At 67.3% G+C, this 23,143-nt stretch carries 20 protein-coding genes and 1 pseudogene; 10 read left to right on the top strand and 11 right to left on the bottom strand.

Translation table 11 applies throughout. From position 1 onward, the window contains the following. Positions 1–11: 11 nt before the first annotated feature. The 5 genes from K4G53_RS01165 (at position 12) to clpB (ending at position 6,020) form a co-directional block, all read left to right on the top strand. Positions 12–416: a molybdopterin-binding protein gene (locus K4G53_RS01165; RefSeq protein WP_221383657.1), complete on the top strand. Its 405-nt coding sequence runs from the start codon at positions 12–14 to the stop codon at positions 414–416. 11 nt (positions 417–427) lie between these two features. Next, positions 428–1,270, top strand: coding sequence for a molybdate ABC transporter substrate-binding protein (gene modA / locus K4G53_RS01160; protein WP_221383656.1), 843 nt, complete (start codon positions 428–430; stop codon positions 1,268–1,270). Beyond that, a complete protein-coding gene (locus K4G53_RS01155; protein ID WP_221383655.1) occupies positions 1,270–2,124 on the top strand; it encodes an ABC transporter permease in 855 nt (284 codons plus the stop codon). The genes modA and K4G53_RS01155 overlap by 1 nt, the downstream gene beginning before the upstream one ends. Next, positions 2,121–3,212, top strand: coding sequence for a sulfate/molybdate ABC transporter ATP-binding protein (locus K4G53_RS01150; protein WP_221383654.1), 1,092 nt, complete (start codon positions 2,121–2,123; stop codon positions 3,210–3,212). Before K4G53_RS01155 ends, K4G53_RS01150 begins: the two co-directional genes overlap by 4 nt. A gap of 165 nt (positions 3,213–3,377) precedes the next feature. After that, positions 3,378–6,020, top strand: a complete 2,643-nt coding sequence (clpB, locus tag K4G53_RS01145; RefSeq protein ID WP_221383653.1) for an ATP-dependent chaperone ClpB — start codon at positions 3,378–3,380, stop codon at positions 6,018–6,020. A gap of 42 nt (positions 6,021–6,062) precedes the next feature. Here the strand turns inward: clpB and K4G53_RS01140 are convergent, their stop codons facing one another. Beyond that, a complete protein-coding gene (locus K4G53_RS01140; protein WP_221383652.1) occupies positions 6,063–6,740 on the bottom strand; it encodes a septum formation family protein in 678 nt (225 codons plus the stop codon). A 270-nt stretch (positions 6,741–7,010) separates the two neighbouring features. Here K4G53_RS01140 and K4G53_RS01135 point away from each other — a divergent pair, with 270 nt between their 5' ends. Continuing rightward, positions 7,011–7,244, top strand: a complete 234-nt coding sequence (locus tag K4G53_RS01135) for a DUF3073 domain-containing protein (protein ID WP_221383741.1) — start codon at positions 7,011–7,013, stop codon at positions 7,242–7,244. A gap of 161 nt (positions 7,245–7,405) precedes the next feature. On the opposite strand, the gene K4G53_RS01130 is transcribed toward K4G53_RS01135, so the two are convergent. Continuing rightward, on the bottom strand, positions 7,406–8,197 hold the full coding sequence (locus tag K4G53_RS01130; protein WP_221383651.1) for an alpha/beta fold hydrolase: 792 nt from the start codon (positions 8,195–8,197) through the stop codon (positions 7,406–7,408). A 121-nt stretch (positions 8,198–8,318) separates the two neighbouring features. Between K4G53_RS01130 and K4G53_RS01125 the strand changes: the two genes are divergently transcribed. Further along, positions 8,319–9,089, top strand: coding sequence for a VOC family protein (locus K4G53_RS01125; protein ID WP_221383650.1), 771 nt, complete (start codon positions 8,319–8,321; stop codon positions 9,087–9,089). Between the two features lie 47 nt (positions 9,090–9,136). On the opposite strand, the gene purM is transcribed toward K4G53_RS01125, so the two are convergent. Genes purM through K4G53_RS01110 form a run of 3 tightly spaced genes read right to left on the bottom strand, consistent with a single transcriptional unit; the run spans position 9,137 to position 12,333 of the window. After that, positions 9,137–10,282: a phosphoribosylformylglycinamidine cyclo-ligase gene (gene purM / locus K4G53_RS01120; RefSeq protein WP_221383649.1), complete on the bottom strand. Its 1,146-nt coding sequence runs from the start codon at positions 10,280–10,282 to the stop codon at positions 9,137–9,139. Beyond that, positions 10,279–11,961, bottom strand: coding sequence for an amidophosphoribosyltransferase (purF, locus tag K4G53_RS01115; protein ID WP_221383648.1), 1,683 nt, complete (start codon positions 11,959–11,961; stop codon positions 10,279–10,281). The genes purM and purF overlap by 4 nt, the downstream gene beginning before the upstream one ends. A 57-nt stretch (positions 11,962–12,018) precedes the next feature. After that, entirely contained in the window at positions 12,019–12,333 is a 315-nt protein-coding gene (locus K4G53_RS01110) for a hypothetical protein (RefSeq protein ID WP_221383647.1), read from the bottom strand. Between the two features lie 254 nt (positions 12,334–12,587). On the opposite strand from K4G53_RS01110, the gene K4G53_RS01105 reads away from it, so the two are divergent. The 3 genes from K4G53_RS01105 to K4G53_RS01095 all read left to right on the top strand — a co-directional run bounded on the left by K4G53_RS01105 (position 12,588) and on the right by K4G53_RS01095 (position 16,760). Continuing rightward, complete coding sequence (locus K4G53_RS01105) at positions 12,588–13,688, top strand: S-(hydroxymethyl)mycothiol dehydrogenase (RefSeq protein ID WP_221383646.1); 1,101 nt, start codon at positions 12,588–12,590, stop codon at positions 13,686–13,688. Further along, positions 13,688–14,308, top strand: coding sequence for an MBL fold metallo-hydrolase (locus K4G53_RS01100; protein WP_221383645.1), 621 nt, complete (start codon positions 13,688–13,690; stop codon positions 14,306–14,308). The genes K4G53_RS01105 and K4G53_RS01100 overlap by 1 nt, the downstream gene beginning before the upstream one ends. Before the next feature lie 103 nt (positions 14,309–14,411). Next, positions 14,412–16,760 carry an FdhF/YdeP family oxidoreductase gene (locus K4G53_RS01095; RefSeq protein WP_221383644.1) on the top strand — a complete coding sequence of 783 codons (2,349 nt, stop codon included), beginning with the start codon at positions 14,412–14,414 and terminating at the stop codon, positions 16,758–16,760. A gap of 76 nt (positions 16,761–16,836) precedes the next feature. On the opposite strand, the gene K4G53_RS01090 is transcribed toward K4G53_RS01095, so the two are convergent. From K4G53_RS01090 to K4G53_RS01065, 6 genes and pseudogenes are all read right to left on the bottom strand, one after another. Next, entirely contained in the window at positions 16,837–17,055 is a 219-nt protein-coding gene (locus K4G53_RS01090) for a hypothetical protein (RefSeq protein ID WP_056391747.1), read from the bottom strand. Positions 17,056–17,124: 69 nt separating this feature from the next. Further along, positions 17,125–18,604 (bottom strand): annotated as a pseudogene (locus K4G53_RS01085) (DUF222 domain-containing protein). Between the two features lie 72 nt (positions 18,605–18,676). Next, the gene (locus K4G53_RS01080; protein WP_221383643.1) at positions 18,677–19,381 is read right to left on the bottom strand and encodes a hypothetical protein; all 705 of its coding nucleotides are present in this window, start codon (positions 19,379–19,381) and stop codon (positions 18,677–18,679) included. Continuing rightward, positions 19,378–19,845, bottom strand: a complete 468-nt coding sequence (locus K4G53_RS01075; protein ID WP_221383642.1) for a DUF2199 domain-containing protein — start codon at positions 19,843–19,845, stop codon at positions 19,378–19,380. The genes K4G53_RS01080 and K4G53_RS01075 overlap by 4 nt, the downstream gene beginning before the upstream one ends. A 177-nt stretch (positions 19,846–20,022) precedes the next feature. Beyond that, on the bottom strand, positions 20,023–22,530 hold the full coding sequence (locus K4G53_RS01070; RefSeq protein ID WP_221383641.1) for an FAD-dependent oxidoreductase: 2,508 nt from the start codon (positions 22,528–22,530) through the stop codon (positions 20,023–20,025). 55 nt (positions 22,531–22,585) lie between these two features. Next, positions 22,586–22,936 carry a bifunctional 3-phenylpropionate/cinnamic acid dioxygenase ferredoxin subunit gene (locus K4G53_RS01065; protein WP_221383640.1) on the bottom strand — a complete coding sequence of 117 codons (351 nt, stop codon included), beginning with the start codon at positions 22,934–22,936 and terminating at the stop codon, positions 22,586–22,588. Positions 22,937–23,143 lie beyond the last annotated feature (207 nt).

The raw sequence follows: 23,143 nt of genomic DNA, 5'->3' as shown, positions 1-23,143 counted from the left end.
AGGATCCCAGCATGGCCCTGATCCGCGTTTCCGAAGCCGCCCGTTTCCTGGGCGTCAGTGACGATACCGTGCGCCGGTGGACGGACCAGGGAACCCTGGCACCCCGGCGCGACGAGTCCGGCAGGCTGGCCGTGGACGGCCTTGAGCTGGCCAACCATGCCCGGAAGCTCGCGCAATTGCCCGAGGACCCGCAACGTGGCGGCAGCTCGGCGCGCAACCGGTTCGTCGGCCTTGTCACCAACGTCGTCGCGGACAAGGTCATGGCGCAGGTGGAACTGCAGTGCGGCCCCTTCCGCGTTGTATCGCTGATGAGCAGCGAAGCGGTGCGCGACCTTGGGCTGGAACCGGGCTCGGTGGCCACCGCCGTGGTCAAGGCGACAACGGTCATCATCGAATCGCCCAAGGGCCGGGCATGATGCGGCCGCGCATGACAAGGCTGCCCATCCCCACCGCCAGGGCCAGGGCACTTGCTGCCGTCCTTGCCGCAGGCGCACTCCTGCCGGCCGTGCTCACCGGGTGCGCCCCGGCGGGCGGCACCACGGCGGGTGCGGATGAGCGCACTGGCGCGAGGCCGGCCGGCACCATCACCGTCTTTGCGGCCGCGTCCCTCAAAGGCACCTTCACCGAACTCGCGCATGCCTTCGAGGCTGCCAACCCGGGAAGCTCCGTCACTTTGAGCTTTGCAGGATCCTCGGACCTCGTGGGCCAGATCAGCCAGGGCGCCCCTGCGGACGTCTTCGCGTCGGCCGACGCGGCCAACATGCAGAAGCTGCAGGACGCCGGCCTTGCCGACGGCACACCGCGGAATTTCGCCACCAACACCCTCGCCATCGCCATGCCGCCCGGCAACCCCGCCGGCATCGGATCGCTGAAGGACCTGGCGCGCCCGGGCGTCAAGCTCGTCACCTGCGCCAGGCAGGTTCCATGCGGGGCCGCAGCGGCCAAGGTGGCGGAAGCGGCCGGCCTGGAACTCAGGCCCGTGAGTGAGGAAAACGCGGTCACCGACGTGCTGGGCAAGGTCACTTCCGCCGAGGCAGATGCCGGCCTGGTCTACGCCACGGACATCAACGCCGCCGGAGGCAAGGTCGCTGGTATCGGTTTCGCGGAGTCGCAGGGCGCCGTCAACACCTACCCGATTGTTGCGACCACCACGAGCCGGAACAAGGCAACCGCGCAGGCCTTCCTGGACCTGGTCACCGGCGCGGAAGGCCAAAAAGTCCTGGCGGCGGCCGGATTCGGCCCGGCGGACGCGTCCGGCCAGGGCAAATGATGCCACCCGGCAGCACCCCGCACGCCTATACCGCGATCCCGGGCTGGGTCCGGGCTTTGGCGGTCGTTGCCGCCGTCGTGGTGGTCCTCCCGCTGCTGGCCATGGTCCTGCGGGTGGACTGGACACACTTCGTCCCGCTCGTGACGTCCGAATCGTCGCTGACGGCGCTGGCGCTGAGCCTGCGGACCTCTGCGGCCAGCACCGTCCTGTGCATCGTGCTCGGCGTGCCGCTGGCCGTGGTCCTTGCCCGGGACACGTTCCGGCTGCAGGGCCTGCTGCGCTCGCTGGTGCTCCTGCCGCTGGTCCTTCCGCCGGTGGTGGGCGGCATCGCACTGCTCTATACGTTTGGCCGGCAGGGGCTGCTGGGCCGGACCCTGGACGTGCTCGGCCTGCAGATCGCCTTCTCCACCACTGCGGTTGTGCTGGCGCAGACCTTTGTTGCGCTGCCGTTCCTGGTGGTGAGCCTGGAAGGAGCGCTGCGGACGTCCGGATCCCGCTATGAGGCGGTTGCGGCTACCCTGGGCGCGCCGCCGGGCATCGTGTTCCGGCGCGTCACGCTTCCGCTTGTCCTGCCGGGCCTGGCGTCCGGCGCGGTCCTGTCCTTCGCCCGCAGCCTCGGCGAGTTCGGCGCCACGCTGACCTTCGCCGGCAGCCTGCAGGGGGTCACCCGGACCCTGCCGCTGGAGATCTACCTGCAGCGCGAAACAGACCCGGACGCCGCCGTCGCGCTGTCCCTGGTGCTGGTGGCCGTCGCCGTTGCGGTGGTTGCCCTCGCTTACCGCCGCCCTGCCGCAGCCCGCACCGGCTCAGGACGGACGACGGCGGCGGCGCCGGCAGGAGGGAACGTCACGTGACGTTGTCCTACCAGGCAGTCGTGGCCGGGCGGGGTTTCGACGTGGCGCTGACGGTGCGGCCGGGGGAAACCGTGGCGGTCATGGGACCCAACGGCGCGGGCAAGTCCACCCTGTTGTCCAGCATTGCCGGCCTGCTGCGGCCGGACAGCGGCCGGGCCGAACTCAACGGCAGGACCCTGTTCCGTCTTGGCCATGAAGCAGGCGGCGGCAAGCAGGCCTGGACGCCCCCGCACCTTCGCGGCACCGCCCTGCTGGCCCAGGAACCGTTGCTCTTCCCGCACTTGAACGCCGCGGACAACGTGGCGTTCGGGCCCCGCAGCACCGGCACCGGCAAGCATGCCGCCAAGGAGCGGGCCGTGCGCTGGCTGGCGGAAGTGGGCGTCGAAGACCTCGCCGGGCGCCGCCCTGCCCAACTCTCCGGCGGCCAGGCCCAGCGCGTGGCCGTGGCCCGGGCGCTCGCCGCAGATCCCGCACTCCTCCTGCTCGATGAACCCCTCGCAGCATTGGACATCCACTCGGCCCCGCTGCTGCGCCGCCTCTTCAAGCGCGTCCTCGCGGGAAGGCAGGCCATCATCGTTACCCATGACGTCCTGGACGCGCTGATGCTCGCCGACAGGGTGGTCATCCTGGAAGACGGGAAAGTCGCCGAGGAGGGTCCCACCCGGGAGGTGCTGGAGCGTCCCCGCAGCCGGTTCGCCGCCGGCCTGGCCGGTCTGAATTTCGTGCCCGGGGTCCTGGACGCTGCCGGCGTGCGGACCGCCGGCGGCCTGGAGATCTCGGGACATGCCGAAGAGCTGGAACCTGGCCCCGGCGAACCCGACCTGCCGCCGACGCCGGGCAGCCCCGGCGTCGCCGTCTTCCCGCCGTCGGCCGTATCTGTCTTCCTGGACGACGCGCACGGCAGCCCGCGCAATTCCTTCCCGGTGACCATCACAGACCTTGAGCCGCACGGCGACCAGGTCCGCGTCCGGGCCGGCGGCCTCGCTGCCGACATCACGCCTGCCGCTTCCGCGGACCTCGCGCTGGTCCCTGGAATGACCGTGCACTTCGTGGTCAAGGCGGCCGCCGTGTCCGTGTACGGGACGTAGGCGAAGCTGGCGGCACGGCATCCATGCAGGTGCGGGGAACCCCGGCGGGACTTCCGGCTCTGGACAGCTGTTTCGCCGTGGGCAAACATGGCTAGTGAACCTCGTCCGGCAAAGTTGAGCGTAGTACACTCAACTTAGTCAACAAGTCCCCGAAAGGAGCTCTCTTTGGACGTCAAATTCACCACCAAGAGCCAGGAGGCTCTTTCTGCCGCGGCGATGAACGCCTCGACGGCGGGCAACCCCCAGGTGGAACCGGCCCACCTCCTCAAGGCGCTGATGGACCAGCGGGAGGGCGTCGCCGTCGCACTGCTCCGCGCCACCGGGGCCGATCCCGACGCGGTCAGCGTCCAGGCCAGCAGCGCCATCAAGGCCCTGCCTGCCACCTCCGGCGGCTCCAGCCAGCAGGCGCAGCTGTCCCGCCCTGCCCTCCAGGCCATCCAGCACGCGAAGGAAGAGGCGGACCGGCTGGGGGACAGCTTCGTGTCCACCGAGGTTCTCCTGATTGGCATCTCGGCCGGCAACGAGGCCGCTGCACGCCTGCTGCGCGATGCCGGTGCCTCGCGCGAGGCGCTGCTCGCCGCGCTCCCCGGTGTCCGCGGCGACCGCAAGGTGGACAGTCCCGACCCCGAGAACACTTTCCAGGCGCTTGAGAAGTACGGCACGGACCTCACCGCGATGGCGCGCTCGGGCAAGCTTGACCCCGTGATCGGCCGTGACTCCGAAATCAGGCGCGTCGTCCAGGTCCTGTCCCGGCGCACCAAGAACAATCCGGTACTGATCGGCGAACCGGGCGTGGGCAAGACCGCCGTCGTGGAAGGGCTCGCGCAGCGGATGGTGGCGGGCGACGTCCCCGAAAGCCTGCGCGGCAAGACGCTGATCTCCCTGGACCTCGGCTCCATGGTTGCGGGCGCGAAGTACCGCGGTGAGTTCGAGGAGCGGCTGAAAGCGGTCCTTGAGGAGATCAAGGGCTCGGAAGGCCAGATCGTCACCTTCATCGACGAGATCCACACCGTGGTCGGTGCCGGCGCCACCGGGGACTCCTCCATGGACGCCGGCAATATGCTCAAGCCAATGCTGGCCCGCGGCGAACTCCGGTTGATCGGTGCCACCACGCTGGACGAATACCGCGAAAACATCGAAAAGGACGCAGCCCTGGAACGCCGCTTCCAGCAGGTCTACGTCGGCGAGCCCAGCGTGGAGGACACCATCGGCATCCTCCGCGGCCTCAAGGAGCGCTACGAGGCGCACCACAAGGTGTCCATCGCGGACTCCGCCCTGGTGGCCGCCGCAACTCTCTCCAACCGCTACATTTCCGGCCGCCAGCTGCCGGACAAGGCGATCGACCTGGTGGACGAGGCCGCCTCCCGGCTGCGCATGGAGATCGACTCCGCCCCGGAAGAGATCGACCAGCTGCGCCGGCAGGTGGACCGGCTCACCATGGAGGAGCTGGCCCTGTCCGGGGAATCCGACCCCGCGTCGGTGGAGCGGCTGGCTGCACTGCGTGCCGACAAGGCTGACAAGGAAGAGGAGCTCTCGGCGCTGAACGCGCGCTGGGAGGCCGAAAAGGCAGGCCTTAACCGGGTGGGCGACCTGAAGGCGAAACTGGATGAGCTGCGCTCCGCCGCGGACAAGGCGCAGCGTGAGGGCGACCTAGAGACTGCCTCCCGGATCCTCTACGGCGAAATCCCCGCCCTTGAGCGTGAGCTGAACGCCGCTGCCGAAGCCGAGGCGGCGGTGGGGGAGAAGCCGGCCCAGATGGTGGCCGAGGAAGTGACGGCGGAGGATATCGCCGAGGTGATTTCCGCCTGGACCGGAATCCCCGCCGGCCGGATGCTGCAGGGCGAAAGCCAGAAGCTGCTGCACATGGAGGAGGAGCTGGGCAGGCGGCTCATCGGCCAGTCCAAGGCCGTGGCTGCTGTCTCCGATGCCGTCCGCCGTGCGCGGGCAGGCATCAGCGACCCCAACCGGCCCACAGGTTCGTTCCTGTTCCTGGGCCCCACCGGCGTCGGCAAGACCGAGCTGGCCAAGGCGCTGGCGGACTTCCTGTTCGACGATGAACGCGCCATGGTGCGCATCGACATGTCCGAGTACGGCGAGAAGCACTCCGTGGCCCGGCTGGTCGGTGCGCCCCCGGGATACGTCGGGTACGAGGAGGGCGGCCAGCTGACCGAGGCCGTCCGCCGCCGCCCGTACTCCGTGGTGCTGCTGGACGAGGTGGAAAAGGCCCACCCCGAGGTCTTCGACATCCTCCTGCAGGTGCTCGACGACGGCCGGCTCACCGACGGGCAGGGCCGCACCGTGGACTTCCGCAACGTGATCCTGGTGCTCACCTCGAACCTGGGCAGCCAGTTCCTGGTGGACCAGACCCTGGACGCCGAGGCCAAGCGGAGCGCCGTTATGGCCACCGTGAACGCGTCCTTCAAGCCGGAGTTCCTTAACCGGCTCGATGAGGTAGTGCTGTTCGATGCGCTGTCCATGGAGGAACTGGGGCATATCGTGGAGCTGCACGTGGCCGAGCTGGGCCGGCGGCTGCGCGAACGGCGCCTCAGCCTGGAGGTCACGGACGGGGCGAAGGCGTGGCTGGCACTGTCCGGCTACGACCCGGCCTACGGCGCCCGGCCGCTGCGCCGCCTGGTGCAGCGGGAGATCGGCGACCGGCTGGCCAAGGGCATCCTGGCCGGCGAGATCAGCGACGGCGACACCGTCCTGGTTGATACCGCAGCCGACCTGGACGAGCTGACCAATGGCAACGTCGACGCCCTGACGGGTACCCCCACCTCGGGCCTGTCGGTGCGGCGGAAGGACTAACGCGTCACCTAATGCAGGAGTGCTGCCCCGGCGGGATGGCCGTCAGGGCAGCACGCTTGCGTTAATGACGTTGCCGCCATCGGCCGTGACGTAGCAGTCCACGCGGCGGTCGCCCGATTCCCAGCTGGTGCTGCTGGGAAAGCTGCGCTGGAAGTTGAGCTGGTACTGGTTGGCCGCGGGGCCCAGCCTGGCCGCCTGGCAGGCCTCCAGCGCCTTGGCCTTCAAGGCTTCCGCCCCGGGGTACGCGGCCTCCCCGGGGTAGTGGAACACGGCCACCAACTGCGCCGAGTGGCCCGTGTCGCACGGCACCAGGGAGGACGCCAGGGCTTCGGGATCGAAGTCCTTGAAGCAGTCGCCCAGGGCGTACTGCGCAGGCGCCACGCCGTCCCGCGGCAGGGGCAGGGGAGTGGCGGCCGGGGTGGCGGTGGTCTGCAGCACTCCGGACGCCTCTGGCGCCGCCAGGTCCTGGCCGGAGTCCGCGTTCAGCCACAGGGCCAGCCACACCAGCCCGGCAACAACGGCCAGGATGACGACGGCGAACAGCGCCTTCCAGAGTGCGGGCCCCCTGTGTGCGGGCTGGGGCTGCCCGGGGTCGGGGTGCGGCTGGGACCAGGTGACCGACGCGGGCGCCGGCACCGGTCCGTCGCCCGCGCCGTGGACCCGGGGCATGCCTCCCGTTGGCGGGGACGCGGGCTTTGGCGGGATGTCCTGGTGGTTCACGGGCGTGGATCTCCTGGTTTCGTTCCGCGGCTCGCCGGAAAGCCGGCCAAAATCGGCAGTTCTTAAGTGACTCTACCGAAGAAAAAAGCCGGAATCCCGCGGGCGGAGGTGCGTCATGGTACCCCACGGCGCCGCCCGGGCCCCGTGCTGGCAAGCGGGGGCCGCCGAAAGCATGTAATCTAGGTGTACGACAAATTGACCAAACATTCCGGGGCCTCACCGATCGCCAAGGTGACCACCTCCGGTCCAAGTACAAAAGGGGGTCACGCCATGGGGCGCGGCCGTCAAAAGGCAAAAGCTACCAAGCAGGCTCGGGATATCAAGTACTACTCCCCGAACACTGACTACTCGGCACTTCAGCGTGAGCTGACGGGCCCGGGCAGTCGTTCAACGAGCCGTTACTCGAATGAACCGGTTGAACCGGACTATTCGGCTTACGTGGACAAGTACGCGGATGATTTGGATGACGATGACGACGAGGTAGACCACCGTCGCATCGGTTAGTCGTTGACCGGGAACCGCATCGAGCCGGGCCCGATGTCTTCGTCACACCCTCCTTTCAGCACCACCGTCGCATAATAGGTGGTGTGCTGACCTCGGTCATGGGGCACGTTCGATCATGCCCTCTTTGCGGCGTGTCGCTAAGGGCCTCTTCGCCGTGCAGCTTACAGGCCAATCGTGTCCGCAGCATGGGCACGCCGAATTGGCATGAGGGTCCGGGGTGGTCCTTCGGCGGCCAGGAACTGAAGGATAATACTGCTCACCATGGCCGGTTGTTCCAGCGGCAGTCCATGGGATGCGCCCGGGACCACGGCCAGCTGCCCGTTAGGTAAGGCCTGATACAACGAGATCGTGTGCGGCAGTGTCACCAGATCGTCGTCCCCTGCCATCACCAGCACCGGCTGCTGGATGCGCGCCACGTCGGCCGTGGTCAGCGTGGGCTCACTGCTCATGAGTCGCAGGTACTTTCGCACTACTTCTTCAAAGTGCGCTGGCCCATCGGGGGAGCGTTCGGCATAAGACCGGCCAAGCTCCTGCAAGGCTGGAGTCCCTGGATCCATCTCCACCGGCGCGATGCCGTCCACATGGTAGTTCGCACCGATGACGACCAGTTTTGCCACGAGTTCCGGCCGTGCGAGGGCCACTAGGAGGGCGATGATGCCGCCATCGCTCCACCCGACGAGATACGCGGGAAAACCGGACACTTGCTCAATGACGCGAACCGCCTCGCGGGCCATGTCGTCGTAGTGGAATTCCGCCTCCGTGTCTGCGGTGTAACCGTGGCCGCGACGGTCGAAGGCGATAACCCGATATTGGTCCGAAAGCCCTGGTCCAATGCTGTCGAGAAGCGCATCACTGTTGCTAAGGCCGCCGTGCAGCAGCAGCAGCGGAGCGCCCCGACCACCCCGGTCTTCAACCCAGGTCGGATGTCCGTCAATGTCCCTGAGGCCAGCCATGTGCTCTCCCGTTGAGGGTCGACCGTTGGTGACAGGCCCCGTGGGGGTGGGGCCAGCAGATCCGCTTATCGCCATTGTGCGCCGACACCCGTTGCTGCTCAAGGCCGTGTAGCGTTGTGCCATGCCAAAAGTTGAGGGATACCGCCACGGCGAGCCCTGCTGGGCTGACCTGCAGGCTCCTGACGTTGCCGCCGCGAAACACTTTTATGGCCGGCTGTTCGGTTGGACCTACGAGGACTTTCCCACCCCGGACGGCCGCCGTTATGCGCAGGCGTTCACGGATGGCCGGCTGGTTGCCACCATCGCTCCCCAGGGTCCCCTGCAGCGGGCTGGAACGCCTGCCCAGTGGAACGTCTACTTCGCGGCCACGGATGCGGCGGCCCTGCTGGAGGATGCCGTCCACACCGGCGGCGAGGTCCAGTTCGGGCCGGAGCAGGTGGGCGACACCGGCGTGCTGGCCTTCCTCGCCCCGCCCGGCGGCGGGACCACCGGCATCTGGCAGGCCGGAACGCACCGCGGAAGCCAACTTTTCAACGAGCCCGGTGCGCTGGCCTGGGCGGAACTTTTGACGCCCGAGCCGCAGGCCGCCGTCGGCTTCTTCCAGCAGCTGTTCGGGCACGAGGTCACCGAGTATCCGCAGGATGACGGCGGCAGCTACAGCACGCTGCTCATCAACGGCGGCGAGGTGGCCGGCGTTGTTCCTGCCGAAGAGGGCGACGAAGCCGGCTGGCAGATCTACTTCGGCGTTGCCGATGTCCGCAGCGCAGCTGACGCCGCCATCCAGGCCGGGGGCGAAGTCATCGTGGAGCCGGACGAGCAGCCGGCTGACGGCTCACTGGCCACCATCCGGGATCCGCAGGGCGGTGTCCTCAGCCTCATCCAGGTCGCTTAAAGAGGTCGGGCCCCGCCAAACGGCGGGGACCCGACGCACTTAAGGCTTTACGCGTAGGCGTTGACCAGGCGGACGGCGCCGCCATCCACGCCCTTGGCACCCTGCACGTAATCCGGGCCGGACTTCAGGATGGAGTCTGAATCCTCGGTGACCGTGCCCATGATCCAGGACGGCAGCCCGCGTTCGTTCAAACGCGCGACGGCGGCATCAGCGGCTTCGGGGGACACGATGGCCACCATGCCCACCCCGAGGTTCAGGGTGCGTTCGAGGTCCGCCAGCGGAACGTTGCCCAGTTCGGACACCAGCTTGAAGATGGCCGGCAGCTCCCAGGTGGCGCGGTCCACGGTGGCCACCAGGCCCTGCGGGAGGACGCGTGCCAGGTTGGCCGCAAGCCCGCCGCCGGTGACATGGCTGAAGCCGTGGACGGCAGCCCCGGAGTTCACCGGGAAGGTGCGGGCGAGGTCCAGGCAGTCGGCCGCGTAGACGCGGGTGGGCTCCAGGAGTTCCTCACCCAGGGTGCGGCCCAGCTCGGAGACCTGGCGGTCCAGTGCCCAGCCGGCGTGGTTGATCACGCGGCGGACCAGGGAGTAGCCGTTGGAGTGCAGGCCGGAGGAGGCCATGCCGATCACCACGTCGCCGGCGCGGACGCGGTCCGGACCCAGCAGGGCGTCGGCTTCCACCACGCCGGTGGCGGCACCGGCAACGTCGTATTCGTGCTCGCCCAGCAGGCCGGGGTGCTCGGCGGTTTCACCGCCCACCAGTGCCGTGCCGGCGACGGAGCAGGCCGAGGCGATGCCGCGGACAATGCCGGCGATGCGCTCGGGCACTACCTTGCCGCAGGCAATGTAGTCAGTCATGTACAGCGGCTCGGCGCCCACCACCACAATGTCGTCCACCACCATGCCCACCAGGTCGAAGCCGATGGTGTCGTGGATGTCCATGGCCTGGGCAATGGCCACCTTCGTGCCGACACCGTCCGTGGACGTGGCCAGCAGGGGCCTCTTGTACGTCAGCAGCTTGGAGACGTCGTAGAGGCCGGCGAAGCCGCCCACCCCGCCGATCACCGAGGAGTTGTGGGTTGCCTTGACGGCATCCTTCATGAGCTCGACGGCGCGGTCCCCGGCTTCAACGTCCACGCCTGCGGAGGCGTAGGTGATGCCGGAGTTCTCTGCGGCGGGGGTAGCGGAAGTCATACGGAGTCCTTCTTGTCGGCGCTGGTGGCGGCGTGTACGTCGGGCACGAGGTCGGCTTCGGTCAGCAGGTTCTCGAATTCGGAATCCGGCCCGGGATCGCAGCCGGTGGCGCCGGCTTTTTCTGCCGGATCCTCCGTGGCGTCAACGGCCAGGGCGGCGGTCTCGCCGGGGAGCGCGGAGGGCGAGGGCTTCAGGCCGGCGGCCTTTCCGACAGAGTCGGTGCGCTCCAGCAGGTTCTTGCCCAGCTTGTCGGCGTCCGGGAGCTTGATGGGGTATTTGCCCGTGAAGCAGGCGGTGCAGAGTCGCTCCCGCGGCTGCCGGGTGGCGCCGATCATGCCGTCCTCGGAAATGTAGGCCAGCGAGTCGGCGCCGATCGCCTGCGAGATCTCCTCGATGGTGGCACCGTTGGCGATGAGCTCAGCCCGGGAGGCGAAGTCGATGCCGTAGAAGCACGGCCACTGGACGGGCGGGGAGGAAATCTTGACGTGGACGGCGGCGGCGCCCGCTTCGCGGAGCATGCGGACGATGGCGCGCTGGGTGTTGCCGCGGACGATGGAATCGTCCACGACCACCACGCGCTTGCCGCGGATCACGGACTCCAGCGCGTTGAGCTTGAGCCGGATGCCCAGCTGGCGCAGGGTCTGCGACGGCTGGATGAACGTGCGGCCCACGTACGAGTTCTTGACGAAGCCGTGGGCGAAGGGGATGCCGGATTCCTCGGCATAACCCACCGCTGCGGGAGTTCCGGATTCCGGGACGGGAATGACGATGTCCGCCGCCTGGGTGTTTTCCCGGGCCAACTGGCGGCCCATCTCCACACGGGACTCGTACACGGAGCGGCCCGCAATGGCTGCGTCCGGCCGCGCCAGGTAGACGTACTCGAAGACGCAGCCGGCCGGCGTCGGGTCCGCGAAGCGCTTGGTGCGAACGCCCTCTTCGTCGATGGCAATGAATTCGCCGGGCTCGATCTCGCGGATGAAGCTGGCGCCGACGGTGGCGAGTGCGGACTGCTCCGAGGCGACAACCCAGCCCCGCTCCAGCCGCCCCAGGACCAGCGGGCGGATGCCGAAGGTGTCGCGTGCGGCGTAGAGGGTGCCTTCGTCCATGAAGACGAAGCAGAACCCGCCCTTGATCTTGGGCAGCAGTTCGGTGGCGGTCTCTTCGAGGGTCTTGCCCGGCTCGCCCTCCAGCAGTGCCGTGACCAGGGCGGTGTCCGAGGTGTTGCCCTGCTTCATCTCACCGGTCAGGTTGCCGCCGTTGCGCTCCTGGATCATCGCGTTCAGTTCGGCGGTGTTGGTGAGGTTGCCGTTGTGGGCCAGGGCCACGGTTCCCGTTGCGGTGGCGCCCAGCGTGGGCTGGGCGTTGGCCCAGTGGCTGGCGCCGGTGGTGGAATACCGGCAGTGGCCCACGGCCAGGTGCCCGGTCAGGGTGTTCAGCGTGGTCTCGTCGAAGACCTGGGATACGAGTCCCATGTCCTTGTAGACGTTGATCCGCTTGCCGTCGCTGGTAGCTATACCAGCCGACTCCTGACCACGGTGCTGCAGAGCATACAGCCCGTAATAGGTAAGTTTTGCTACTTCTTCGCCCGGTGCCCAGACGCCGAAGACGCCGCAAGCGTCCTGCGGGCCTTTTTCGCCGGGGAGAAGATCATGGGAAAGTTTTCCATCGCCGCGTGCCACTGGTCGATTATCTCACGACATGCGGTATGCCTTTTGCGGCCGCCGGTTTGTGACCCGCTAAGCCTGGGGATCGGTGTCCGGCTCCGAATCGGGAACCGCTTCCACCACGGCGCGCTGCTGCCGCTTGACGCTGCGGCGGTCCAGGACCAGGGCAAGCACGGCACCCAGGATCGCCCCGCCGGCGGCGAACATCACCATGAAGAAACCGAAGACTGCGCCGGGGTCGAAACTTGCGTCGCCCGGCAGCGCGTAGGCCACTATGGCCGCAGCCACCACACCCACCAAACCACCCAGGATAAGGAACGGGACGTATTTGGGCGCCCGGCGGACGCTAACCTCGCGCCGCTCGGCAGGGTGTTCTTCAAAAGCCATGCCATCCAGCCTACTGCCACCGGACACGGCAGCGGAGTCCAACGCCTCACTGGCCTGCAACTGATATATCTATTGACATCGAGTGTGGCCGCTGACATATTTTCAAGTAGCACCATGCGCATCGTGTTGTGTAATGCGCAATTGGGCTGATCGTCATGTCTGGACTGCGGCAGCGTCGAACAGGTGCGTCAGCTAGATTGGCACGGATTGCCGACTCATCGGGCTGCCAAGGTCCAGGAAAGGAACACAGAACAATGGTTCATAAGGTTCAAGCAGTCATCGTCCGGGAGAAGAACGCCCCGGTTTCACTGGAGACCATCCTGGTTCCGGATCCGGGTCCGGGGGAGGCGCTGGTGGACATCCTGACCTGCGGCGTCTGCCACACGGACCTGCACTACAAGCAGGGCGGCATCGGCGACGACTTCCCCTACCTGCTGGGCCACGAGGCCACCGGCGTTGTCAGCTCCGTCGGCCCGGACGTTACCTCCGTGGCGCCCGGTGACCGGGTCATCCTGAACTGGCGCGCGGTGTGCGGGCAGTGCCGCGCCTGCGCCAAGGGCCAGCCGCAGTACTGCTTCAACACCCACAACGCCACCCAGAAAATGACCCTCGAGGACGGCACGGAGCTTTCCCCGGCGCTGGGCATCGGTGCGTTCGCGGAGAAGACCCTGGTAGCCGCCGGACAGTGCACCAAGGTGGACCCGGATGTTGATGCTGCCGCCGTGGGCTTGCTGGGCTGCGGCGTGATGGCCGGCATCGGTGCCGCGATCAACACCGGTGAGGTCAAGCGCGGTGAGTCGGTGGCAGTGATCGGCTGCGGCGGCGTGGGCATTGCCGCGATCGCAGGTGCCAGGCTGGCGGGCGCGACGACGATCATCGCCGTGGACATCGATGACAACAAGATCGGGATGGCCAAGTCCCTGGGCGCCACCCACGGGATCAACTCCAAGCAGGAGGACGCGGTGGAAGCCATCCGCGCCCTCACCGGAGGCTTTGGCGCCGACGTGGTGATTGACGCCGTCGGCCGTCCCGAGACGTACCAGCAGGCTTTCTACGCCCGCGACCTTGCCGGCCGCGTGGTCCTGGTCGGTGTCCCGACGCCGGAGATGAAGCTGGAACTGCCGCTGCTGGACGTCTTTGGCCGCGGCGGCTCCCTGAAGTCTTCCTGGTACGGCGACTGCCTGCCGTCCCGCGACTTCCCCATGCTGGTGTCCCACTACAAGCAGGGCAACCTGGACCTGGACGCGTTCGTTTCCGAACGCATCACCATCGACCAGGTGGAGGAGGCCTTCGACAGGATGCACGAGGGCAAGGTCCTGCGCTCAGTTGTTGAAGTCAGCCCGGTGGAGATCTAATGGCGGTCACCATCGAGAACCTGGTCACCTCGGGAACGTTTTCGCTCGACGGCGGCACCTGGGACGTGGACAACAACGTCTGGATCGTTGGCAACGACGAAGAATGCGTGGTCATCGACGCGCCCCACGACGCCGCCGCGATCATCAACCAGGTCAGAGGCCGCAAGGTCCAAGCCATCCTGCTCACGCACGCGCACAATGACCACATCGGCGCCGCCCGCGAGGTCGCCGACGCCCTGGGTGCTCCAATCCACCTGAACGAGGAGGACCTGGTCCTGTGGGAGCAGGTCTACCCGGATGCCAAGCCGGACCGCTACCACTCGGACGGCGACGTGTTCGAAGTGGGCGGGGCAACGCTGCGCGCCATCCACACGCCCGGGCACTCCCCCGGATCCACGTGCTTCTACCTGGAAAGCGAAGGAACGGTCTTCACCGGGGACACCCTGTTCAACGGCGGCCCGGGAGCCACCGGCCGGTCGTACAGCGACTACCCCACTATCCTTGCCTCCATCCGCGAGCGGCTCCTGACGCTGCCTGCGGAAACGGTGGTCCGTACCGGCCACGGCGACAGCACCACTATCGCTGCAGAGCAGGAAACGCTGGCGAAGGTCCCGCAGTAGCCAAACCACAGCATCAGAGTGTGCCGGGAGGGGCGCGCCGGGACGGCCTGGCGCGCCCTTCCTGCCGATTGAAGAAATCCATGCCCGTAAGGAAGTTGGAACGATGAAGTTCGGTAAGCAGCCCGCACCCGTTGCGGACATCAACGAGGACAAGCTCGAGGTCCACAAGCCCAAAACCGAGGCCGCGGGTGTCAAGGCCGTCATGGTGGCCCTGGAGCGCGCTGTGGCCCAGGCAGGAGTGGCCCGCACGGCCCATTCGTTGCTCCGCCTCAACCAGCGTGGCGGGTTCGACTGCCCGGGCTGCGCCTGGCCGGAATCGGACAAGAAGCGCAAGACCGCCGAGTTCTGCGAAAACGGCGCCAAGGCGGTGGCGGAGGAGAACACCCTGCGCACCGTGGGCGCCGAGTTCTGGGCCAAGCACTCGATCGCCGAGCTGTCCACGAAGACGGAGTACTGGCTCGGCAACCAGGGCCGCCTTTCCGAACCGGTGGTGATCCGGGAGGGCGAGACGCACTACTCGCCCATTTCCTGGAATGACGCGTTCGAGCTGATCGGCGAGCACATCCGAGCCAGCACCCCTGACCGGTGCGTCTTCTACACGTCTGGCCGCACTGCCAACGAGACCGCCTTCCTGTACCAGCTGTTCGCCCGGTCGCTGGGCACCAACAACCTGCCGGACTGCTCCAACATGTGCCACGAGTCCTCTGGCTCGGCACTGAACCCGACCATCGGAATCGGCAAGGGCACGGTGTCCCTGGACGACATCCACGACGCCGAACTCATCTTCGTCGTGGGCCAGAACCCCGGCACGAACCACCCCCGCATGCTTTCGGCGCTGAAGGAGTGCAAGGACAAGGGCGGCAAGGTGGTGGCCGTGAACCCGCTGCCCGAGGCCGGGCTGTTCAACTTCCGGGACCCCCAGACCCTCTCCGGCGTGGTGGGTGGCGGAACGCCGCTGGCAGATGAGTACCTGCAGATCAAGGTCGGCGGCGACCTGGCACTGTTCCAGGCACTCGGCCACCTGCTGCTCGAAGCCGAGGAACAAAACCCGGGGACCGTCGTCGACCATTCCTTCATCGCCGCCCAGACGGACGGGTTCGATGCCTACCGCGAGGCCCGCCGCACCTTGGACTGGGACGAGACGGAAAAGGCAACCGGCCTGACGAGGGCACAGATCGAGAAAGTGGCCGGGATGCTGGTGGCGTCCAAGGCGTCCATCTTCTGCTGGGCCCTGGGCGTGACCCAGCAGCCGCACTCAGTGGACACCATCAAGGAGATGGTCAACGTCCTGCTGCTGCAAGGCAACTTCGGCAAGCCCGGTGCCGGCGCGTGCCCAGTGCGCGGGCACTCGAACGTGCAGGGCGACCGGACCATGGGCATCTGGGAAAAGCCGAAGGAATGGCTCCTCACGGCTCTGGACAACGAATTCGGCATCACCTCCCCGCGCCACCACGGGTTTGACGCGGTGGAGTCGATGGAGGCGTTCGAGCGCGACGAGGTGGACGTGTTCGTCTCGATGGGCGGCAACTTCTCGCTCGCCTGCTCGGACACCGAGGCTTTGGAGGCCGGGATGCAGCGGATCGGGCTGACCGTGCACATCAGCACCAAGCCCAACCGCTCGCATGTGGTGCATGGCCGGACGTCGCTGATCCTGCCCACCCTGGGCCGGACGGACAAGGACGACAAACACCCCAAGGGCGCACAGTTCCTGTCCGTGGAGGACTCCATGTCCGTGGTCCACTCCACGCAGGGGCGGCTGACCCCGGTCTCCGAGCACCTGCTCGCCGAGCCCGTGATCGTGGCGCGGATGGCCGAGGCCACCTTCGGTCCCGAGCATCCGGTGGACTGGCGCGGCATGGCCGAGGACTACGACGTGATCCGCGACCACATCGCCCGCGTCCTGCCCGGCTTCGAGGACTTCAACGCCCGCGTCCGGACCAAGAACGGCTTCGTGCTGCCCAACCCCCCGCGCGACACCCGGTCCTTCGCCACGGACATCGGCCGCGGTCGGTTCACTGTCAGCCCGCTGGAGTACCTGACCCCGCCGCCCGGGCACCTGGTGCTGCAGACCATCCGCAGCCACGACCAGTACAACACCACGTTCTACGGCCTGGACGACCGCTACCGCGGCATCTCGGACGGCCGCCGCGTCATCCTGATCCACCCCGAGGACCTTGCCGAATCCGGCTACCAGGACCGGGAGCTCGTGGACGTGGTCAGCACCTTCCAGGGCGTGGACCGCCGTGCAGACAAGTTCCGGCTGGTGGCCTACCCGACTGCCAAGGGCTGCGCCGCGGCGTACTTTCCCGAGGCCAACGCCCTGGTCCACAAGGAGAACGTGGCCCGCATCTCCAACACCCCCGGCTTCAAAGCCATGTTCGTCCGCTTCGAACCCCACAAGGGCGGGGAAGCGGTGGCCGAAGAGGCAGGATTGCTGCAGGCCAGCGTGTAGATGGCGCGACAGAGCGCCCCTGCGTCCCCGGCTGGATAGCAGCGGGGAGGCGGGGGCGCTCTTCCGTCGTTACGGCCTAAACAGGGTTGTTTCCGTGGGGCTCGGCCTCCGGATCCAGGTCCTTGCCATAACCGCTGGCCGAGGCAAGCCCCGACACCTGCTGGCCGGCGTTCGTTTGACCGGGGGCAAACTGCCCGTCCTGTGGGTCCTGGGCTTCCCCCTCCGACCCGGGTGCGACATCCTGCCGCAGATGCTCGTCGGAAGGAACGTTCTTGGATACCTCTTCATCAGCCATGCCAACAGCCAAACACCGGCAACAGAGATCCTGCAAGGCCTGCGGCAGCGCTGTGCTACCGGTGCAGTGTCAAGCGGATGGGCCGTGCAGGACCCACTCCAGCCAATCTTCCGCCGGGGAAAGCCTGGAGTGGACCAGATCGGGAACAGCGACAGGAGGACGTTCCCCCGGCGCGTGGTCCCGGGCCTGTAAGGCAGGCCATCGTGGTGGTTCCCAGTCCTGGTGTTCGGACGTGTAGTGGCGGCCTGTGGGTGAGGTCCAGCCGGGTGGTTCGTTCCTGGTGGCCGGGGTGGGTGTCCAGCCTGTGCTGTGCCGGAGTTTGTGGTGTTTTCGGCAGGGCTGTCCCAGGTTGGAGATCCCGGTAGTGCCGCCGTTGGCCCAGGCGAGGATCTGGTCGGCGTCGTTGTCCAGGGAGTTGTTGCTGCACCCCGGGAAAGGGCATTTTCCGTCCCGCAGCCGCAGCCAGGCCCGCATCGCACCGGTCACACGGTAACTCTTCCGCCCGATCTCCAGCGGCGCCCCGTCCCGCGGATCCACCAACACCCGATAAAACGACCCCGCCCCGTTCGCCACCAGGTCCCTGGCCATCGACGGCGGAACGGGACCGTAGCCGTCCAACATTGCCGGCTCGTCAGTCCAGCCCATCAGCGAGAACACCGGCACCGTGACCAGCACCTGCGCTTGGATCCGTGGCGATGGGACATGTGCTGCTTCACCGTCTTCAACATCCCCGGTTGCGGTGCCGCTGCCGAGGATCGCGTCGGCGAAGGTATCGGCCCGGAGCTGGGTCATGGTGCGGGGCTCGTCGGGGCCCTGCATGCTCCGGGCGAGGGCGGTCAGCCGGTTCCACCCCGCCAACGCCTGAGCAGCCGGCAGGCACGCCGACAACCACGCCATGCCGTCCTGGTCCGGCCGGAATTCCACCCGCCGGTCCGCCACGGACTTGGCGTGGCGTTTTTCGATACTCTCGGCATGGTGGCGTTCCCGCCAGGTCCAGGCCTTGGCCCTGAACCGGTGCGCGGGCATCTGCCCGGCCGGGCAGCCCCTTGCCGGGTCCGGGGCGCCCGGGTCCAGGAAATGCGCCTCCAAGGCCGCAGCACCGGCGGCATCCAGACTCGCTGTCTCGTCGACCATGGCCAGAGCGTGCTGCCAGGACAGGGCCCCGGCGTCCAGGGCCGCAAGGGTCCTGGGCAGCGTGGTGGCGAGGGTGGGAGGCGGCCAGGAACGATGACGCGGCCCGCGGCCCCAGGGCCAGCACACACCCGATCTCGGCCGCGACCGCCATCTCCTGCGCCTGCACCGGCACATCCGGCCCGGCAACAGCGTGGGCGCTGTCCGCGTACGTCACAGCGGCCTTCGCCTTCAACGCCGCGAACCCTGCCTCCACCTGACGGGCCCGGGCAAGAATATCCAGGCAACCATCGGCGAGCCCCGCCAAGGGATCAGACGCCGAAAACGGCTCGGGACCGTGCCGCTCCACCTCGGCATGAAGCACAGCAAGGGCAGCACGGATATCCGCATATGCCTTGGCCACCGCTGCTTTCCCCATGAACTAATCATCGGGGGAGGGTCTGACATTAAGAGGAGCGGCCGGACCTTTCACCGGCAGGGGAGATCGGAGCTAAACGACGGCTCCGTCAGGGCGCTGCACCCGGCGGGAACGGCGGGGGAGGCGCCAGGCCCAGTACGCAATCATGAGTCCTGCCGTCGCTGCCCCTCCCGCATATGTCGACGGCGAGGACCAGGACCCTTCGGGGGTGGGAACGGCAAAGGCAACCACGACGGCGGCCATGGCCAGGATGACCTCCACAGCCGCCTGCAGCCGCCTCGCCTGGTACCCGGGATAGGCCAGCCGGACCAGGGGAATGATCGGGAGCAGGAACAAGCCGAGGCTGAAGACCGGGTAGATCACGTTGAACGTGAAGATTGCCAGGCCCAGCACCAGCAGGCCCAGGAACTTCAGCAGGTCCAGGGCGCGGAGCCGGTTCTCCGGCGTCCACCGGCTCAACAGCAGCCCCCACGCCGGAAGCCCCAGGAGCCAGCCGCCTGCCCAGAAGCCGGCGTTCAGCAGTGCCAGCGGCGCAAGCAGGGCGCCTGGCAGCAGGAACACCACCGCTTGCCGGAGGGACGGCACCTTTCCGGGCGGCCCGAAGATGCACGCCCCGATCAGCAGGTACGCCGCAACATACCAGGGCAGCAGCTGGATCACTGACCCAGGAGCGGGAGGACCCAGGGACGGGCCGAACAACAGGAGAGTCAGCGAGGTCACCATCACGCAGACCGCGGCGAACGTCCAAGGGCGGCGGCCCGGATGCTGCTGGTTCACGGCAGCGACGCCAGAATGTCATGTGGCCACACCCTGGTCAGCACGTCGTCCAACTCCTCGTTCGGGCTGGACACACAATATGGCGTCTGGTCCACGTTGAGGACAGCCAAATTCACCGGCACCGCGAACAGGCCCCATGGCTCGATCCTGTTGGCCAGGTACCCGGTAAGTTTCAGGTTGGCGTACTCGGGCGCGTTCCACACTCGGCAGGCGTGCTGGAGGTCATTGGGGTGGATGGCAACCCAAACCCCGAACCGGAACTCGTGCCCACCCTGCAGCTTGATGGGAAGCAGGGCTCGGACGAACGGACTGATGTTCGGAATCTGCATGAGCGTGGCCTTGTTGGGGTCCGGGTCGCTGAGCCAGCTGTCCTCGGCGCGGTGCTGTTCAGGGCTCTCCAACACGGGATCCGGTAAACGGAACCGGACATCCCTGTCGTGCCCCGCCATAGTTTCCCCGCACATGCGCTTCCTGCCGAACATCATGCATCCCCCAGTGCCGTAGTTACTGACGGGAGTCTATGTCGGCGGTTTCCACACCAACTCGTCGCCATTCCGCAGACACCAAAAAGGGTGGTTGGGCCTGCCGGTCTCAAGCAGGCCCAACCACCCAGGTTTTGACGGGTTCAACCCCGGGGCAGGTCAGCCGCGGAGGCGCTCCATGCCGGGATCCACGAGCGGTTCGGCGGTCACAGTCGCCGCCACGCGGCGCCCGAAGTACTCGATCTCCACAGAGTCCCCGATCTCGACGGCGGACGGCAGCCAGGCGTAGGCGATCGGCTTGCGCACGGTGTAGCCGTAAGCGGCACTCGTCACGTACCCGGCAGCCGAGCCGTTCACGTACACGGGTTCCTTGCCCAGCACGACTGACGTGCCGTCGTCGACCGTCAGACAGCGCAGCGCACGCGCGGCGGCCTGCTCCTTGCGCTTCGCCAAGGCCTCAGAACCAACGAACCCGGTCTTGTCCTTGGCCACGGAGAAGCCCAGGCCACACTCGTACGGGTGGTGCTCGGACGTCATGTCCGTGCCCCACAGCCGGTAGCCCTTCTCAAGCCGCATGCTGTTGAACGCGCCGCGGCCGGCCGCGATGATGCCGTGCTCCTGGCCCGCCTCGAACAGCAGGTCCCACAGTTTCAGCCCGTACTCGGCGGTGGTGTACAGCTCCCAGCCGAGTTCGCCCACGTAGGAGAGCCGCATGGCCGTGACGGGAATGCCGCCCACCGTGATTTCCTTGGTCCGGAAGTACTTCAGACCGTCGTTGCTCAGGTCGTCGGTGCTGACCTTGCCGATGACCTCGCGGGCCAGCGGGCCCCACAGGCCGATGCAGCAGGTGCTGCCGGTGATGTCGGTGACATGCACCCACTGGGCGGGATCGGCAGCGGACTGCTTCCGGGCCTCGACCCGCAGGTAGTCGAAGTCCACATTGCTGTTGACGCCCAGCTGGAAGTCTTCCTCCGCCAGCCGTGCGACGGTCACGTCACTGCGGATGCCGCCGTCGTGCTCGAGGAGCAGGCAGTACGTCACGGCGCCTGGCTTCTTGGCGATGTTGCCCGTGCTGAGCCGGTGCAGCAGGGCCTGCGCTCCGGGGCCCACCACGGACAGCCGCTTCAGCGGCGTCATGTCGAAAAGTCCGACGGCGGTACGCGTCTTCCACGCTTCGGCGGCGGATATGGGGGAGTGGAACATGGCGGACCACTCGTCCCGCTCCGGCGCCTGCCACTCGGCCGGCAGTTCCGCAAGGAGCCCGCGGTTGGCTTCGAACCAGTGCGGACGCTCCCAGGCCGCCGATTCCAGGAAGAACGCGCCGAGCTCCTTCTGGCGGACATTGAATGGGCTCACGCGCAGGTCCCGCGGGGATTCCCTGGGCTGCAGCGGGTGCATCACGTCGTAGATCTCCACGAAGTTCTGCTGCGAGGTCTCGCTGACGTAGGAGTCTGAGGTCTGCACCTTCTCGAAACGGGTCAGCTCGCAGCCGTGCAGGTCGGTCTGCGGCTGGCCGTCGATGAGGAGTTCAGCCATGGCTTTTGCAACGCCGGCGGAGTGCGTTACCCAGACAGCCTCGGCCACGAAGAAGCCCTCAAGGTCCGGCGCCTCTCCCATCAGCGGGCCGCCGTCCGGGGTGAAGGAGAAGATGCCGTTGAACGCGTCGTTGATCTGGGTTGAATGCAGCGCCGGGAGCAGGTCCTGGCAGTCCTCCCAGGCAGGAGCGAAGTCTTCCAGGGTGAAGTCCAGCCGGGACGGCATGTTCTGGTCGGACATCTCGGCAGCGCCTACCCGGGGCAGCCTGTCCATATCCACGGGCAGGGGGCGGTGGGCGTAGCTGCCGATGCCGATCCGGTTGCCGTGCTCACGGAAGTACAGGTCCCGGTCCTGGTAGCGCAGGATGGGCTTGCTGGCCCCGTTGGGCAGTTCGTTGACGCCGCGCAGTGCCTCCACCGGAGTGGTCTTGGCGTACTGGTGCGCCAGCGGCAGCAGCGGCACGCTGAGCCCGATCATCTTGCCCAGCTCGCGGCCCCAGAACCCGGCGCAGGACACCACGATGTCAGCCGGGATCACGCCGTCGGACGTTTGCACACCAGTGACCTTGCCGCCGGCCTGCTCGATGCCCGTCACCGCCGTGGAGCCGCGGAAAGTCACGCCGGCTGCCTTGGCCTTGCTGATGAGGAGCTGAACCGCGCGTGCCGCTGAGGCCAGGCCGTCCGAGGGGACGTAGAGTCCGCCCAGGATGCTGCGGCCGTCCGCCAGGGAGCCCGGGTTGAGCAGCGGCCAGAGCTTTTCGCATTCGTCCGCGTCGATCAGCCGGCCCTCAACACCCCAGGAGGTGGCGTAACCCAGCTTGCGCTTCAGGTCCTCGAGCCGGGTCTCGGTGGTTGCCAGTTCCAGGCCGCCAAGCTGGTTGAAGCAGGAGACTCCCTCCGCGCTGAGGGAGAGCAGCTTGTTCACGGTGTAGGTTGCGAACTCCGTCATGGTCTTGGACGGGTTGGTCTGGAACACCAGGCCGGGCGCGTGCGAGGTGGACCCGCCGGCAAGTTCCAGCGGCCCTTGTTCGACCACGGTGATGTTGGTCCAGCCGCGGCTGGAAAGCTCGTCGGCGAGGTTGGTGCCGACGATGCCGGCTCCGATGATGACGACGCGGGGTGATGCGCTCATGGTTCTTGGTTCTCCTGGTTGGCTGCTGGGATCCGGCTGTACGGAAGTTTCTGGGCTAGACGTGTCCGTGGACGGTCAGGCCGGGCGGCAGGTTGGGCGCGTCGGTGGACTCGTTGACCATGATCATGCCGTTGACGACGGTGACCTCGTGGGAGCGGACCGGCAGTTTGGCGGGCGGTGAGTCAACGCTTCCATCCCGAAGGTTGAACTTGGACGCGTGCAGGGGGCACTCCACCCAGCAGTCCTCAACCCAGCCGTCGGCCAGGGAGGCGTCCTGGTGCGTGCAGGTGTCGTCGAGGGCGAAGAGTTCGCCCTCTTCGGTGTGGAATACCGCGATCGGCGGGGAGGTGTTGAGCCTCAGGGCTTCACCTGGTGCCAGTTCACTGAGCGGGCAGGCCTCGTGCATTGGGAGTACCTCAAGTTTTCTGAGCGGGTGCGTCTTTTTTGGTGCTTTCGTTTGCTTCGCTATGAGCAACGCGCATCACTATATGCAACACGGTGGCGTAGCTCACATCAGATGTCAAGGCTTTCCTGCATTGTTGCGTCAGCTGCCGTTACTGTTTCAGCGCGTTCTGGGTCCGGCGCAGACGTGCTGGACGCAGAGGAGGCCTCC

The sequence above is a fragment of the Arthrobacter sp. MAHUQ-56 genome (assembly GCF_019710585.1).
In the GTDB taxonomy this organism is placed as follows: Bacteria; Actinomycetota; Actinomycetes; order Actinomycetales; family Micrococcaceae; genus Arthrobacter.
The sequence above is the reverse complement of the archived record's forward strand: the minus strand, read 5'-3'. Positions and strand labels throughout refer to the sequence as shown.